Below are 16264 nucleotides of genomic sequence, written 5' to 3' on the forward strand. Positions count from 1 at the left end.
GATCTTCATCTCTCCTGATTTATTTAATCCAGAGTAATCTCCAGGGCCAGGCCACGTAGTTCGTGTACCAGTACGTTGAACGATTCCGGAATATTGGGTTTGGGTAGGTTTTCACCTTTCACGATTGCTTCGTAAGCCTTCGCGCGGCCTACCACGTCGTCTGACTTGACGGTCAGAATTTCCTGCAGAATGTGCGAAGCACCGAACGCTTCGAGCGCCCATACCTCCATTTCGCCGAAACGCTGTCCACCAAACTGCGCTTTACCACCCAGCGGTTGCTGGGTAATGAGCGAGTAAGGCCCAATAGAACGAGCGTGCATTTTGTCGTCCACCAAGTGACCTAGTTTCATCATATAGATGAGGCCCACAGTTACTTTCTGATCAAAACGCTCACCAGAAAGCCCGTTGTAGAGGTAGGTACGTCCCCAATCGGGTAGGCCTGCTTCCTTTAGTTCAGCAGCTACTTCGTCCTCTGTGGCTCCGTCGAAAATGGGCGTAGCGTAGCGACGACCCAGCTTGAGCCCAGCCCAGGCCAGGATAGTCTCATAAATCTGCCCGATGTTCATCCGGGAAGGTACCCCCAGAGGGTTAAGTACAATATCCACCGGCGTTCCATCTTCGAGGAAGGGCATGTCTTCATCCCGTACGATCCGGGCTACGACCCCCTTGTTCCCGTGACGACCCGCCATTTTGTCCCCAACTTTCAGCTTGCGTTTTTTGGCAATATACACTTTGGCCAGCTTGACAATGCCTGCGGGCAGTTCGTCACCCACTTCCAGTGCGAAGCGTTCCCGCTTGAACTGGCCCATGAGCTCACTACGTTGCGCAAGATAGTTGCGAACCAGACGGAATACGCGACGGTTTACGTCGGCATCATCCGTCCAAGCGTCGGTCAATACGTCGCCAATCAGGTTGACTTCTTCAGGTACCGAGTACTGGCTTTCATCACGGTAGGGGTTCGCTGTCGGGAAAAGATTCTCCGTGATGTTCTTCCGGTTGAACTTAGCCCCCTTACTTACCATGACATCACCGAACTTGTGCTTGACACCTAGGCTGGTTTTACCCTCGATCTGCTCTACCATTTTGTCGATCATACGGTCGCGGAGCGCCGTCAGATCACGGCTGTAACGCTTCATGAGGACCTTCAGATCGTCTTTATGCTTGGCCCGCTCTTCCTTGGTTGGACGGGAGAACAGTTTGGTGTCGATCACTACGCCCTTCATAGAGGGTGGTGCTTTCTTGGAAGCATCCTTCACATCGCCTGCCTTATCACCGAATATAGCACGAAGCAATTTTTCTTCGGGCGTCGGATCAGATTCTCCTTTCGGGGTAATTTTACCGATCAGGATATCGCCTTCCTTCACTTCAGTACCCATGCGGATAATCCCATTTTCGTCGAGGTTACGAACCGTATCCTCACTTACGTTCGGGATTTCAGCAGTCAATTCTTCCTCACCACGTTTTGTGTCGCGTACTTCCAGTTCAAACTCTTCAATGTGGATAGACGTGAAAATATCTTCACGTACTACCTTTTCAGAGATGACAATGGCATCCTCAAAATTATATCCCTGCCAAGGCATAAATGCCACCATCATATTACGACCCAAAGCGAGTTCGCCGCCTTCGGTACCGTAACCCTGACACAATGCTTCACCCTTTTTCACTTTCTGTCCCTTCAAGACCATGGGTTGCAAATTGAGGCAGGTATCCTGGTTGGTACGACGGAACTTGACCAGATTGTAGCTAACCGTGTCATCGTCAAAGCTCACCTGACGATCTTCTTCGGTACGCTCGTAACGTACGATAATCTTATTGGCGTCCACATAGTCAATAACGCCATCGCCTTCAGCCACTACTAAGGCTCGCGAATCCATTGCCACGCGCTCTTCCAGGCCAGTACCTACAATAGGAGCCTGGGGACGCAACAAGGGTACTGCCTGGCGCTGCATGTTTGAACCCATCAGGGCACGGTTCGCATCATCATGCTCCAGGAAAGGAATCAGTGAAGCGGCCACCGACACGATCTGATTGGCGGCGATATCCATGAAAGAAGCCTGCGATGGCTCCACCATTGGGAAATCTCCCTCAAATCGGGTCTTGATTTTATCTACCGTGAAGTTTCCTTTTTTATCCACCGAGGCATTGGCCTGAGCGATGTACTTGGAATCTTCTTCCTCGGCAGTCATGTAAATGATTTCGTTGGTAAGCTTTCCTCCTCCATCGATAACCCGGTAAGGGGTCTCGATGAAGCCCATGCCATTTACCTTAGCAAACACACAAAGTGAGGAAATCAAACCAATATTGGGTCCTTCAGGCGTTTCGATGGTACACAACCGACCATAGTGAGTATAGTGCACGTCACGTACCTCAAAACCGGCCCGCTCCCGTGACAGACCACCAGGTCCCAAGGCAGACATCCGACGCTTGTGGGTGATCTCAGCTAATGGATTGGTTTGATCCATGAACTGCGATAGCTGGTTCGTACCGAAGAATGAATTAATTACCGAAGAAAGCGTCCGCGCATTTATCAGATCAACGGGCTTAAAGTCCTCATTATCCCGAACATTCATACGCTCCTTAATCGTCCGCGCCATCCGCGCCAGACCCACACCAAACTGAGCGTACAGCTGCTCGCCAACAGTGCGCACACGGCGGTTGGATAAGTGGTCGATGTCATCAACGACCGCTTTGGCATTAATAAGTCCAATAAGGTACTTCACAATAGAAACAATATCCTCCGTCGTCAAAACGCGTACATCGAGATTGGTATCCGAACCCAATTTCTTATTGATCCGGTACCGGCCTACCTCACCCAGGTCATACCGCTTATCACTGAAGAACAAGCTCTGAATTACATCACGAGCGGTTTGCTCATCGGGTGCCTCAGCATTACGCAACTGGCGATAAATCTGCTCTACGGCTTCCTTGTCGGAATTGGAGCTATCTTTTTGTAACGTGTTGTATATAATATTGTAATCGGCCACATTCATATCCTCCTTATGCAGAATGACTGATTTTTGGCCCGATTCGATAATCGTCTCTATGTCTTCTGGATTAATAACAGAATCACGCTCCAGCAGTACTTCATTCCGCTGAATAGACACGACTTCACCCGTGTCTTCATCCACGAAGTCTTCTGTCCAAGTACGGAGTACCCGCGCTGCCAGACGGCGACCAACGGCTTTCTTTAGATTCGTTTGGTTAGCATTGATTTCTTCGGAAAGTCCAAAGAGATCAAGTATATCTTTATCCGAGCCAAATCCGATGGCACGCAGCAGCGTCGTAACCGGGAATTTCTTTTTCCGGTCGATATAGGCATACATGACATTGTTTACGTCAGTAGAAAATTCAATCCATGATCCTTTGAAAGGAATAATCCGGGCTGAATAGAGTTTTGATCCATTGGTATGCTTACTCATGGAGAAAAACACACCGGGTGATCGGTGAAGTTGTGATACGATAACGCGCTCTGCTCCGTTGATCACGAATGATCCCCGATCCGTCATATAGGGAATATTCCCCAAAAATACCTCTTGTTCAATCGTTTCGAACTCTTCATGATCGGGATCATTGCAAATCAAACGCAGCTTCGCTTTGAGCGGAACAGCGTAGGTTAGACCCCGGTCAATCGATTCATCAACCGAATACTTGGGAGGTTCGAGCAGATAGTCGATGAACTCGAGCACGAAATTGTCACGCGAATCAGCAATCGGAAAATTCTCAGCAAATACCTTATAAAGGCCTTCTCCTGAGCGATCTTCCACCGAGGTGTCCAAGCTAAAAAAATCTCTAAATGATTGAACCTGAATTCCCAGTAGATCGGGATAATTGATAATCGGAGTGATCCGGGCAAAGTTTTTTCTGGAAGTTGTTTTAGTAGCCAAGGCTATGTCGTTTTTGGGTTAATAGAACAAAAAATTCTAGAGCCAATGCAATTCTTAAAAACGTGCAAAAGCCCTAATTAGTTTAAAACCACAAAATTAGGCCTCGTAGAGTTTGTCGGAGAATGGGTCCCTCTTCTTACTTTCTACGAGAAAAGAAGTGTTTCGGACCGATTTTCCCAATTGAAAGGAAAATAGTGCAGCAGCTAACGCTATCGCGTTTTCGGGAAGGTTGGTAATGGTTTCAACTGAGCGCAGAATAATGAAAAAGCAGGATATGCTCAGTGGTTAGAACACTATCTTTTGGAAATTAGTTTTTCACTTCATAACTAAACAGGAAAAGACCTGACGTATGTCAGGCCTGATCCTGTCGTTGTATGGTAGGCTGAAGATGATGAATTACTTCACCTCTACTTCGGCACCTGCTTCTTCAAGTTGCTTCTTGAGGGCTTCCGCCTCATCTTTAGCAATACCTTCTTTCAAAGGTTTGGGAGCACCGTCAACCAGTTCTTTGGCTTCTTTCAAACCAAGACCAGTCAGGTCCTTTACAAGTTTAACAACTGCTAGCTTGCTGGCACCAGCAGCCTTAAGGATAACGTCGAAAGACGACTGTTCGGCCGCTGCGGGAGCATCATCTCCACCACCTGCAGCAGGACCTGACATCATAACCGCACCTGCAGCGGCGGGTTCGATACCATATTCGTCTTTCAGAATTGCAGCAAGTTCGTTGACTTCTTTAACCGTAAGGTTAACAAGCTGCTCCGCGAAAGCTTTCAAATCTGCCATTTTTTATTTTTGATTAAGTGATTACAATTGATTTTAAATAAATTATTAGCTAAAAAAAACCAGTCGATCCGCCACCTCCGATTGGAAACCTATACTTTTAAGCTTCTTCTTTCTCGGATAAAGTCTTAAGAATACCAGCCAGTTTGTGACCACCTCCCAGCAGTGCACCCAACACATTCTTGGCAGGTGACTGTAGTAGGCCGATGACTTCCCCAAGCATTTCCTGCTTCGATTTCAGAGAAATTAGTTTATCGATCTGATCCGCTCCAATAAACAGGGAGGAGTCAACCGAAGCACCTTTGAATTTCAATTTGGCTTTGCCGGATTTCTTGCGGAAATCTTTGATCAACTGCGCAGGGACTTTACCTGACTCCGGGTGAAACATCACACCCGAGAACCCCTTCAGTACACTTTCGTCGAAAGGAGTATAATCGGTGTTTGACGTTTCAAGGGCCTTCCTAATCAGCGTATTCTTAATCACCCGATACTCTACTCCACGCTCAAAGCAAAGGCGACGAAGCTGATTAACTTCATCCACCGTCATGCCCGACGCGTTGGTAATATAGAAATACGGAGTGTTCTCGAATTTCTGACTTAACTCGTCAATTACTGCTGCTTTTTCTTCCCTTGTCATAATTATAAACCTGGAATCGTGTTTTTGTCAATGGAAACACTTGGACTCATCGTGCTCGACAAGTAAATGCTTCTCACATAAGTACCTTTTGCCGAAGAAGGCTTCAAACGAACCAGCGTGTTAACGACTTCCTGTGCGTTCTGTGCCAGTTTTTCAGGATCAAACGATACTTTACCAATGCTGGTATGGACAATTCCGGTTTTGTCAACGCGGAAATCGATCTTACCGGCTTTCACTTCCTGTACTGCCTTACCTACATCAGTAGTAACTGTACCCGACTTGGGGTTTGGCATCAGACCGCGAGGTCCGAGAATTTTACCCAGCCTACCTACTTTGGCCATAACGCTTGGCATTGTGATAATTACATCAATGTCTGTCCAGCCTTGTTCGATTTTCTGAATGTATTCATCCAATCCCACGTAGTCAGCACCCGCCTCTTTAGCTTCAGCTTCCTTGTCAGGCGTACACAGCACAAGCACCCGGACCTCTTTACCCGTACCGTGCGGCAGTGTAACTACTCCACGCACCATTTGATCGGCCTTGCGGGGATCCACACCCAAGCGAACGTCGATATCCACAGAGGAATCAAATTTGGTATAGGTGATATCTTTGAGAACTTCGGCTGCCTGCTGAAACGAATACGACTGAGTCTTGTCGATCTTCGATTGGGCTTCCTTTTGCTTTTTCGTCAATTTTCCCATGTTCTTAGTTGCTTAGGCGTTCGTTGACGCTTCGTTGTTTTCTTCCCACGGGGCTTTACCAGCAATGGTAATACCCATACTACGCGCTGTACCGGCTATCATTTTCATACCGGAATCAACCGTGAAGCAATTCAGATCGGGCATTTTGGTTTCAGTGATCTGACGAACCTGATCCCATGTTACCGACCCTACCTTGGCCCGGTTCGGCTGCGCCGAACCTTTCTTCAACTTGGCTGCTTCCATGAGCAGAATAGCGGCAGGGGGCGTTTTGATGACAAAGTCAAACGACTTGTCCTTGTAGTATGTAATAACTACCGGCAACACCATACCCATTTTATCCTGAGTACGACCGTTGAACTGCTTGCAAAACTCCATGATATTCAAACCCTTGGAACCTAACGCAGGCCCAATGGGGGGAGAAGGATTGGCCTGGCCACCCTTCACTTGGAGTTTAACGTATCCGCCTATTTCTTTTGCCATTGTTTTTGATTTTGTTGGTTCATCGATAATCCCGCTGGCTCACGTGCAGGTGAAGCAATCCTGCCCATCAGGGTCATCAACTTTCCTTTTCTACTTGTGCGTAACTGAGTTCCACGGGAGTACTGCGCCCGAATATTTTTACAACTACATTGAGTTTTTTCTTCTCATCGAATACCTCCTCCACAGTGCCGATAAAGCCGCTGAACGGACCGTCGACTACCTTCACACTTTCGCCTTTAATGAACGACATTGAGGGAGTTTCCTCTTCCTGGGCTGCCTCATCGACCCGACCCAGTATTCGGTTAATTTCTGATTGGCGCAGGGCAACGGGTACCTTGGAGTTTCCCTCTGAATTACCCAAAAAGCCAATTACGCCAGGCATACTGGTAATTACGTGCAACACTTCGCCTTTAGTCAGATCCGCAGATATGATGATGTAGCCAGGAAAAAAGTTCTTCTCACGAACCCGTTTCTTGCCATTTCGCATTTCATAGATCTTTTCCGTGGGAATCAGTATCTCGGGAACGTATTCGCTGAGACTCTGCCGGGCCAGTTCATTTTCAATATACGTCTTGATCTTCTTCTCCTGACCCGATATTGCTCTTAATACGTACCAATTTACACCAGTCATGCCATTCTGGATTATGCGTGCATCCAACCGGATGTCTTAGAAAGTCTGATAAAATAGATTGAGTGCATTCTCGAAAACGAAATCCATGAATCCGACCACGAAGGCAAAAATCAGGGATCCTACCAACACAAGCGTAGTATTTGACTGCAACTCGCTAAAAGGAGGCCAAGTCACGTGTTGTGTGATTTCCTCCCAGGAAGCCTTAAAAAATGAGGTAAGTTTTTCCATTTTCTGTACTAATGACTTAATGCACGGGTGGAGAGATTCGAACTCCCATCAACGGTTTTGGAGACCGCTATTCTACCCTTGAACTACACCCGTAATCACTCCAAACTTAATTTTCAGATGTTTGGGGCTGCAAAGATAGCTTTTTTCTATAAAAAACAAGTGCATCCCGCGAAGAAATGCACTTGTTTCTCTATCTTTTGTATTCCCTTAGTCGAGAATCTCAGTTACCTGACCGGCACCTACCGTACGTCCACCCTCACGGATAGCAAAACGAAGGCCTTTCTCCATCGCGATCTTATTGATCAATTTTACTTCGATCGTGATATTGTCGCCAGGCATTACCATTTCCACACCAGCAGGAAGAGAAATTTCTCCCGTTACATCCGTGGTACGGAAATAAAACTGAGGACGATATTTGTTAAAGAATGGAGTGTGACGTCCACCTTCTTCTTTTGACAGTACGTACACCTCGGCTTTGAAATGAGCATGTGGTTTCACTGAACCTGGCTTGCAAATCACCATACCGCGGCGAATATCTTCCTTGTCAATACCCCGCAGCAGCAGACCCACGTTATCGCCAGCCTCACCACGGTCAAGAATCTTACGGAACATCTCAACCCCTGTGATGGTTGACTTCAAGTTCTCGGCACCCATACCCAAAATATCTACAGGATCACCCGAGTTGATTACTCCACGCTCGATACGACCCGTTGCTACAGTACCACGACCCGTAATCGAGAATACGTCCTCTACAGGCATCAGGAACGGAAGGTCAGTCATACGGGGAGGAATGGGGATATAGCTATCAACGGCATCCATCAAATCTTCTACCGTTTTTACCCACTTCTCTTCACCATTAAGCGCACCCAGTGCTGAACCTTGAATGACAGGGATGTTGTCTCCATCGTATTCGTAGAAGCTCAAAAGTTCCCGAATTTCCATTTCAACGAGTTCCAATAATTCGGGATCGTCAACCATGTCTACTTTGTTCATGAATACCACCAGTTGGGGTACACCTACCTGGCGAGCCAGCAGGATGTGCTCACGAGTCTGGGGCATAGGTCCGTCCGTAGAGGCTACTACGATGATAGCACCGTCCATCTGAGCGGCACCCGTTACCATGTTTTTCACGTAGTCAGCGTGACCTGGGCAGTCAACGTGCGCGTAGTGGCGGTTGGCTGTCTGATACTCTACGTGTGAAGTATTAATCGTGATTCCACGCTCTTTTTCCTCAGGAGCATTATCAATAGATGAGAAGTCACGCTTTGCGGATAGACCTTTGCTTGCCAAAACCGTGGTAATTGCAGCGGTAAGGGTAGTTTTACCGTGGTCAACGTGTCCGATAGTACCGATGTTAACGTGCGGTTTGGAGCGGTCAAACTTATCTTTTGCCATGTTTTCTAGGTATGCTTAAATTAAAAGTTAATACGAAATAATTACTGTTTGTCGATTGTTTGCGCATCTATGTCATCCATACGCCAGGTATTTGTACTCTGTAATCAACTTCTTCAAATGAGCCGTTGAGGGGATTTGAACCCCTGACCTCTTCCTTACCAAGGAAGTGCTCTACCCCTGAGCTACAACGGCGTTACTCTAAATATTAAAAGCGATCATCGAAAAAATTTCCTGAGGATAGTTTCGGTGATCGCTTCGAGGCCTCAAAATAGAGCGGGAGACGAGGTTCGAACTCGCGACCTATAGCTTGGAAGGCTATCGCTCTACCAACTGAGCTACTCCCGCAGATATTTGGTGGGGGCGGATGGATTCGAACCACCGAAGGTATAAACCAGCAGATTTACAGTCTGCCCCATTTGGCCACTCTGGTACACCCCCTCACACTGTTACAAAACCTCTGAATCCTTCTACGATTCACTTTGGAGTCGCAAAATTATAGCCTTTTCCATTATTGTCAAAATTCTTTTTAAATTTTTCCAATAATAAAACTAAAGGCGGCCTTGAATTGCATCAAGGCCGCCTTTTACCCCGTCTTTAATTTTACTAGAATCGTATTCCAAAATTGATCATGCGTACTTCGGGCCCTCGGTTGCTTTGGAAAAGAGGGTTCATGTCGTAATGCACAAAAAAGTCAGGGAAATGCCGGATTCCAAGTTCGAATGCCGCTCCGTAACGTAAATCATTCAGATAGTAATTACTACGGACATGATCCTTTTTACCATCAGCCAACTTGGTTTTGGTATATCCGCCCAAGCGATACCCAATGTAGCCGCCAGCGCTAATATATGAAATGAAGGCATTTGGAAAGCTGACGGTAGGCATCAGGGAAAAATTCAAATAGGGAACCGTTAATTTGCTTTTTCGTAAATCCAATTCCCGACCTTCATTGTTCAAGACAAGGGGAAAAGAAACAGCTGTGCTATCTTTGCGAACAGTATTGTTTCCTTCAAACATCAGATTATTCCACGCCACGTCCAGGCCAAAATCCAAATGCAGACCGGCCTGTTTACCCCGGACCAGCGTAGCACTTTTGACAAAGCCCAGGCTAATGTAGCGTGACCCAAATGGGCGCAAGTCATAGTCGTCGGAGTTGTATGCGGCTTGTGGTTGATTCTGTGCGTATGCGTTAAGTCCCAGTGAAATATTGAATCCTTTTCGCGGGCTGGAGTAACGGCGGACACGGCGGATTGTCATCACCTTCTCATCATTGTCATAATCCCGATCACTGCTTCCGTTACCGTCACGGGCAGTCGTATCAATCTCGTACCCGTCTCGTTTTCCACCAACACGTACTTGCTCGTCTCCATCCCTAATATCCACACCCCGGGTTGTGATAGTTACCTCTGTATCGCCGTCTTTAATCCGTATTCCTTTCAGACCGATGCGCACGTAGTTCTTATCCTTGCTTATTCCAGTAGTGTCTTTAAGGTACTTCCTACCATCCAGATCGTCAAAATAAATCTTGGTTTCTCCCTGCATTGTATCCAGCCGGGCACCGAGGTCTTGAAGTAAGGTGTTAAGATCGTATTTCATCAGCTTTTCCAGTTCCTTACGATCATCACTGTAAATTATTATCCGCGTTTTGTCTCCAAATGTGACGATAATAGAATCTTTTTGAGCTGGCTTGGCATACGAAGATACAAAGCTAAGGAGGCATACTACACTCAGAACGATGGTTTTCAAGGTGCTTTTCATGGTATTGGTATTTATAGTTTTGTCTTATCTTTTAATTCCTGATATTTTTTTGATATTTTTTCTTCTTCATCCCTCAGCCGCTCATCCGCACGAGCTACCAGTTTTTTGGGGTTAAAGCCAACCTCATCCCATTCAATGGCTTCGCCTTCCTTAGCATTTTTTAGTTGGCGCAAAATGCGGATAAATTTCGATGATTTTGGGTCTTCCTGAACTAACTTATCCGTTTCGATATGGGCGATTATTACGCGCCCTTTGGTTTGTTCTGCTAGAGTTTCATTCGTGGTTTCAAGACGAGCTTCCACGGGTTGCAAGGAGGTAATCGCTTTGTTGTCTGGTATTAGAAGCTCGGAACCAATTTCCTTTTTCTGAATAGCCGCTACTTCCGTATCTTCCAAAACCGGCTTTGGCTCCTGCCGTTGCGGCTGAGCGATTGGATCTACTTTTGCAAAGGCTCTCGTGTTCTGATTTAGAATGTTTTCTTCTACTTTCGAGCGTGTAGTGATCTTTTCTGCTTCAGAATTTATCGGAGGTACCTCGCTTTTCTGTAATGCCCTATCAGATCGTGAAGTGTTGGTTTCAGGTTGTTGTGGCTGTTCAACTGTGGCTAATCCACGACCAGCATCAGGTAGTATGGTCGACTGGTTTTGCCATACTACATAGCCTACCATCAACAACAAAGTAAGGCTGGCAGCGGCATACCAGTGCCACCCTATTAGACGTCTTGATTTTTTTTCTTGTCGGTCCTCAATCCGCTTCCATACGTCTGGCGATGTGCTTGGCTGCCAATCGGCCAGTTTCCGGGCAAAGAGGTCGTCAACTGGATGCTTTTTCATATATTTCTTTTTTTTTTAATTCGTCTTCCCAATTTTTTACGAGTTGTTGCAGTAAGGCCCGAGCTCGGTGCAACTGCGATTTCGACGTACTTTCGGTAATTCCGAGCATGTCGGCAATCTCGGCATGAGAGTATCCTTCGATGGCATAGAGGTTGAATACTGTCCTATAGCCGGTAGGTAGGGTCTCGATCATATCCATCATTTCGCTGGCTTCCAACGATTGATCGGCTAAGGCAGTGTCGTCGACTATCCCATGCGCCTCATCCAGAATAGTATCCTCCTGAAGTCTTTTACGTTGCCGCAGGTACCCTAATGACTCATTCACCATAATCCGCCTCATCCATCCTTCAAAACTCCCTTCGCTTTTGAATTGCTCTATCTTGTCGAAGACCTTCATAAAGCCCTCTACCAATATATCCTCAGCCGTCATCTGATCACCTACATAACGCATACAAACCCCTAGCATGCGCGAAGCGTACTTGTCGTACAGCATACGCTGCGCTTTGGGATCGGCTTTTCTAAGAGCCTTGACCAACTGCGCTTCCTGAGTATATAGAGGTAATATTCTGACCATTCTTTCGGGGTACTTCATCAACAAGATGTAATTTCATGCCCGGCAGGTTGCACGCGACTTCGCATTTATCTCGGATTTTATTTTCCTTTTTTTGATTGTAGACTGAGAATTATAATAAGTCATTGATTTTCAATCGAAATTCTCATATTGCTTCTTTATAAGAATGTGCCTGCCTCCAAATAAACAGTACTAAAAAAGGGGAAACGCCCCGTTCGGATTGTTTCCCCTTTCTTGTGTCGTTACATGCCAACCTTAACGATCCATTGCCTGTTGCACCCGTGAGGCAACAAGCCGCTGTTCGTCACGTGCTTTTTTGCTGTTTCGGTACCATAGGTAGGCAATAACAGCTACGATGATATAGGGCATAACAAAAAGGTACATTATGCCCGTATTGAGACCAATTCCTACATTGTTTCGGCCATTTCCCATCGTACTTTCTACAGTGCCCCGGCACATTGCACATTGCGCCCAGCCCTGTCCTAATGTCATGGCCGTAAAGAGTAAAGTTAGCAGTACCCGATTCGCTAATTTTTTCATGAATAATAAGGACTAATCAATAAATATACGATAACTCCCGTCACACTTACATACAGCCAAATAGGAAATGCCCATTTGACTGCTTTTCGATGTTCGGCAATCTGATTGCTGTACGCAAAATAGATCGCCCTTAGCACAAACCACACTACTACTACTGATAAGACAATATGACTGACTAATAAAAAATAATAGATTGGCCTAATCAGCCCGTTGCCCCCAAAGGCGGTTGAATCATTACTTAGATGGTACAAAACATAACTTACCAGGAAAAGCGATCCAAGCACGAATGCCAGAGTCATTGTGCGCCGATGGGCCGTTATATTTTTCTGCCGAATGAAGTATAAACCCATAAGGAGCAATAAAGCAGTAAGTGTATTGATAACGCCATTGACATGCGGTAGGATTTTAGTCCATTCACCCAAATCGACTTTCTGCCGTATACCTAATAAAACGGCAACCACCAATGGAATTGCCACAGCTAGTACGTTGATCAGGCGATTATATTTTGGACTTTTTTCCAGCAAAAGTGTTTCCATCGTATTACTCATTATTCTTTTCATTGTATTCCAGTACCCTGATTTCAGCCATTAGTCTTTCTATCTCCGCAGTTTCCCGAGCATCATAAAAACCCCTTATAAAACCGTCCCGATCTACTAAGCTAAACTGGCTAAAATCTGTTTTAGTTTGTTTTTCATCCTTAGGGATCAAATAAAAGACGTTTTGAAGCACAGCATGATATACGCTATCCGGTACCTTGGCTAATAACCAACCGCTCTTAGGTCGGTCACCTATTTTTTCTACCAATGTATTTTCTTCTTCGTCGAGGATCGTCAGAATATTGAGCGAAGGATAAGACTGGTGGAGCGCCTGTATGCGCTTCAGTTGACTTAATGCCCTCTCGCATCCTTTTTCACAGGGAGCCTTAAAAGCACTGACGACCGTTATTTTTCCCTTTATAGAAACTCTGTTTGTAGTTGAATAACCGTCGGAAACGGGCAATGAAAAATCTTTAATTTGGTAAAATACCGTATCTCCATTTTCTCTTATTACCTCATTCGTTACCGGGTCCCGCAACGGCACATAGTATGGAAGATCAAAATGATTAGTGGTATATCCCTGGAGGAATAAAAAAATTAAAACCGGGACTACTAATACGATGATTAGTAACCCGGTTTTTATGTATTTCTGCATGAAATTACCTTAGTTGAAAAATGGAGCCTCCTTCCAGCATCAAAGCCAAAAGCAGCCACACTACAAAGATGCAGGGAATAAGAATGGCCCAGATAAGACTTTTCACTTCATGTTTTAAGTGCATAAACTCACCGACAATGAAAAAAGCCTTTACAATTGTCATACCGACAAAGATTGCAATCTTCAGGGTACCATGGTGCATCGTGAAAGCAATAAGGAACTCGAATGCGGTGATAACAGAAAGAATGATAAATACCTTCCATATCTGTTTGCGTTGGGCTGCGCCTCCGTCCGGGCTGTGTTCAGCAGCGTGTGAATCACTCATAGTCTTGAAAATTTATCCTGATTAAACCAGATAGAAGAATGTAAATACGAATACCCAAACCAGATCCACAAAGTGCCAGTAAAGACCCACCTTCTCCACCATTTCGTAATGACCCCGACGGTCATAGAAGCCCGTTGCCGAGCGGTAGAAAATTAGAATATTCAATATGACACCACTAAATACGTGCGTACCGTGAAATCCAGTGATGAAAAAGAAAAAATCAGCAAACGCCGGCGGACCATATTGATTTTCAGTCAGGTTCGCCCCGTAAATGGTTTTCTCAATCCAAGAACCGTTCACAATTTCCCGTACCACAGAACCACTTTCTGTTCCATGAATAAAGTGTGCCCATTCCCAAGCCTGGCACCCCAGAAAGGTAAATCCGCCCAGAATGGTCCAAAGCATGTATTTTTCCACGCTGTTCCGGTCCATCCTATGTCCTGCTTCTACTGCTAGCACCATGGTAACGCTACTGAAAATCAAGATGAAGGTCATGATACCCACAAACACCAGTGGTAATTCAATACCATGGAGGAAGGGTACTGCCTCATATACTTTTTCGGGAATTGGCCAATAAGCGGGGGAAAATACAAACTCTTCGGGCGTTCCGGCAAATGAGGGGAAACTAAAGCGCACCAATCCGTAAGAAACCAGCAGTGCAGAAAATGTGAATGTATCGGAAATAAGGAAAAACCACATCATGAGTTTTCCGTAACTAGCCTTCATGGGCTCGATTCCGCCCATCCACATTCTGGGTTTTAGGGTGCCGGTCGTCGTAGTAGTTGCAGCCATCGCTCGGTTAAATTATCAATTAAAAGTCAGTAAAAAGAAAAACAGGTATACCCAAAGGATGTCCAGAAAATGCCAATAGGTAGCGCAAATCTCGATTCGTCTTAAGTTTTTAGCATGAACTTTGAAACGGAATGCTGAAACCAACGCAAAAAGTAATACAAATAAACCGCTGATCAGATGGAAGGCATGTAGACCTGTAAAAACATATAGGAAGGACCCCGAAGGGTTTCCTACAAAATAGACTTTCATGTCCACCATCTCCCGCCAGCCTTGGAATTGCATGTATAAAAAGGCAAGCCCAAGCACAAAAGTAACAGAAATTGCAATTTTCAGATTGGTAAAATTATCTTTTTTTGCAGAATAATAAGCCCAATGCATGCTTAAACTGCTTATTACCAAAACAGCCGTGCTGTACCAGAAAACAACCGGCATATTAAATTCCAGCCAGTTTCCTTCAGCTCGCCGCACCAGATATGCGCTCGTCTGCGAGGCAAAGAGCATAACAATGCTAACGATAAAGAGCCACAAAATGAATTTTTTGGGATCGACAGAAAGTGTGGCTTCGGGTTCTTTCTGGACCTGTATGGGATGAAGCGTCTCCATTTCTATAAGTACCTTTTAGATTTTATCAATGAGAAATGCAAGCTGAACAATGGGAAGGTAGATGAATGAGCCAAACATTAACTGCAGGGCTGTTTTGTCGGTGCACTTGCGCATCAGATGAAAGGTTTGTGCCAGAAACAATACCCCAAATAAAGTTGCTATGAACGCCGAATTAATGCCAGTCATACCCAATTTGAATGGCAACCATCCGAAAGGGAGCAAGAATAGTGTCCAGATCATTATCTGAATGGTAGTATTGAGATCCTTTCCACCTTGTGAAGGAAGTAATTTGAAACCCGCCCGTTTATAGTCTTCATCCAGTACCCAGGCAATGGCCCAAAAATGGGGAAATTGCCAGAAGAACTGTATGGCAAACAGAATTCCTGGTTCGAGTCCAAAATGATTTGTGGCTGCAATCCAGCCAATCATGGGAGGAAAAGCTCCTGGAAAAGCTCCCACAAACACAGCAATAGGACCGACCCTTTTCAGAGGTGTATAGACAAAGCCGTATAACACCAGGGATAAAGCAGCTAGTAGAGCCGTAGTGATGTTGAAGTAGTAGGTGAAAATAAATAGCGAAAATAATCCAAGCACGAAGGCCCATAACGCCGCTTCCTGGACTGTGACTCGTCCATTTGGCAATGGCCGATTCGCTGTCCTTTTCATCAATTTATCAAGATCTTTTTCAATGATTTGATTGATGATATTGGCCGAGCCCGTTATTCCAATGGATGCCACACAAAATAGTCCAAATAGTAACCAATCGATTTTTTCGACAGCCAGACTATAACCAAAAGCCCCTGAAAATGACACCAAAGCTGCCAGCCGAAATTTTAGTAATTCGAAAAGGGCCCTTCCTTTCTCATTCACTTTGTTTCCCAACGACAAACTACTATCTGACACAATCATAACAATTTA

18 protein-coding genes and 4 tRNA genes are annotated in these 16264 nt (G+C 45.4%); all 22 read right to left on the minus strand.

Going from position 1 to position 16264, the window contains the following annotated elements:
• Positions 1 to 23 precede the first annotated feature (23 nt).
• Positions 24 to 3884, minus strand: a complete 3861-nt coding sequence (rpoB, locus tag GBK04_RS10485; protein WP_152759453.1) for a DNA-directed RNA polymerase subunit beta — start codon at positions 3882 to 3884, stop codon at positions 24 to 26.
• Between the two features lie 396 nt (positions 3885 to 4280).
• On the minus strand, positions 4281 to 4667 hold the full coding sequence (gene rplL / locus GBK04_RS10490) for a 50S ribosomal protein L7/L12 (protein WP_152759455.1): 387 nt from the start codon (positions 4665 to 4667) through the stop codon (positions 4281 to 4283).
• Positions 4668 to 4764: 97 nt separating this feature from the next.
• The gene (gene rplJ, locus GBK04_RS10495) at positions 4765 to 5301 is read right to left on the minus strand and encodes a 50S ribosomal protein L10 (RefSeq protein WP_152759457.1); all 537 of its coding nucleotides are present in this window, start codon (positions 5299 to 5301) and stop codon (positions 4765 to 4767) included.
• Between the two features lie 2 nt (positions 5302 to 5303).
• Positions 5304 to 6002: a 50S ribosomal protein L1 gene (gene rplA / locus GBK04_RS10500; RefSeq protein WP_152759459.1), complete on the minus strand. Its 699-nt coding sequence runs from the start codon at positions 6000 to 6002 to the stop codon at positions 5304 to 5306.
• A gap of 12 nt (positions 6003 to 6014) precedes the next feature.
• Complete coding sequence (rplK, locus tag GBK04_RS10505; protein WP_152759461.1) at positions 6015 to 6482, minus strand: 50S ribosomal protein L11; 468 nt, start codon at positions 6480 to 6482, stop codon at positions 6015 to 6017.
• Positions 6483 to 6558: 76 nt separating this feature from the next.
• The gene (nusG, locus tag GBK04_RS10510; protein ID WP_152759463.1) at positions 6559 to 7113 is read right to left on the minus strand and encodes a transcription termination/antitermination protein NusG; all 555 of its coding nucleotides are present in this window, start codon (positions 7111 to 7113) and stop codon (positions 6559 to 6561) included.
• A gap of 36 nt (positions 7114 to 7149) precedes the next feature.
• Positions 7150 to 7341: a preprotein translocase subunit SecE gene (gene secE, locus GBK04_RS10515; protein ID WP_152759465.1), complete on the minus strand. Its 192-nt coding sequence runs from the start codon at positions 7339 to 7341 to the stop codon at positions 7150 to 7152.
• A 22-nt stretch (positions 7342 to 7363) separates the two neighbouring features.
• A tRNA-Trp gene (locus GBK04_RS10520) sits at positions 7364 to 7434 on the minus strand.
• Positions 7435 to 7548: 114 nt separating this feature from the next.
• Entirely contained in the window at positions 7549 to 8736 is a 1188-nt protein-coding gene (tuf, locus tag GBK04_RS10525) for an elongation factor Tu (RefSeq protein WP_152759467.1), read from the minus strand.
• A gap of 120 nt (positions 8737 to 8856) precedes the next feature.
• A tRNA-Thr gene (locus tag GBK04_RS10530) sits at positions 8857 to 8928 on the minus strand.
• An 80-nt stretch (positions 8929 to 9008) separates the two neighbouring features.
• A tRNA-Gly gene (locus GBK04_RS10535) sits at positions 9009 to 9081 on the minus strand.
• 7 nt (positions 9082 to 9088) lie between these two features.
• Positions 9089 to 9174 (minus strand) — tRNA-Tyr (locus GBK04_RS10540).
• Between the two features lie 165 nt (positions 9175 to 9339).
• Complete coding sequence (locus tag GBK04_RS10545) at positions 9340 to 10491, minus strand: outer membrane beta-barrel protein (RefSeq protein WP_152759469.1); 1152 nt, start codon at positions 10489 to 10491, stop codon at positions 9340 to 9342.
• An 11-nt stretch (positions 10492 to 10502) separates the two neighbouring features.
• Entirely contained in the window at positions 10503 to 11324 is an 822-nt protein-coding gene (locus tag GBK04_RS10550) for a hypothetical protein (RefSeq protein WP_152759471.1), read from the minus strand.
• The gene (locus tag GBK04_RS10555; protein WP_152759473.1) at positions 11305 to 11898 is read right to left on the minus strand and encodes an RNA polymerase sigma factor; all 594 of its coding nucleotides are present in this window, start codon (positions 11896 to 11898) and stop codon (positions 11305 to 11307) included. Before GBK04_RS10555 ends, GBK04_RS10550 begins: the two co-directional genes overlap by 20 nt.
• Positions 11899 to 12150: 252 nt before the next feature.
• The gene (locus GBK04_RS10560) at positions 12151 to 12435 is read right to left on the minus strand and encodes a CAMCR motif-containing small membrane protein (protein ID WP_152759475.1); all 285 of its coding nucleotides are present in this window, start codon (positions 12433 to 12435) and stop codon (positions 12151 to 12153) included.
• On the minus strand, positions 12432 to 12971 hold the full coding sequence (locus tag GBK04_RS10565) for a DUF420 domain-containing protein (protein ID WP_152766012.1): 540 nt from the start codon (positions 12969 to 12971) through the stop codon (positions 12432 to 12434). Before GBK04_RS10565 ends, GBK04_RS10560 begins: the two co-directional genes overlap by 4 nt.
• Positions 12972 to 12975: 4 nt before the next feature.
• Positions 12976 to 13626, minus strand: a complete 651-nt coding sequence (locus tag GBK04_RS10570) for a hypothetical protein (RefSeq protein WP_152759477.1) — start codon at positions 13624 to 13626, stop codon at positions 12976 to 12978.
• Between the two features lie 4 nt (positions 13627 to 13630).
• A complete protein-coding gene (locus GBK04_RS10575; protein ID WP_152759479.1) occupies positions 13631 to 13951 on the minus strand; it encodes a cytochrome C oxidase subunit IV family protein in 321 nt (106 codons plus the stop codon).
• A gap of 21 nt (positions 13952 to 13972) precedes the next feature.
• Positions 13973 to 14743 (minus strand): cytochrome c oxidase subunit 3, encoded by a 771-nt coding sequence (locus tag GBK04_RS10580; RefSeq protein ID WP_152759481.1) that lies wholly within the window; start codon positions 14741 to 14743, stop codon positions 13973 to 13975.
• A gap of 15 nt (positions 14744 to 14758) precedes the next feature.
• Positions 14759 to 15346, minus strand: coding sequence for a cytochrome c oxidase subunit 3 (locus GBK04_RS10585; RefSeq protein ID WP_152759483.1), 588 nt, complete (start codon positions 15344 to 15346; stop codon positions 14759 to 14761).
• Positions 15347 to 15361: 15 nt separating this feature from the next.
• Positions 15362 to 16255, minus strand: a complete 894-nt coding sequence (cyoE, locus tag GBK04_RS10590; protein WP_152759485.1) for a heme o synthase — start codon at positions 16253 to 16255, stop codon at positions 15362 to 15364.
• Positions 16256 to 16264: the final 9 nt, after the last annotated feature.

The organism is Salmonirosea aquatica (genome assembly GCF_009296315.1).
GTDB classification, from domain to species: Bacteria; Bacteroidota; Bacteroidia; order Cytophagales; family Spirosomataceae; genus Salmonirosea; species Salmonirosea aquatica.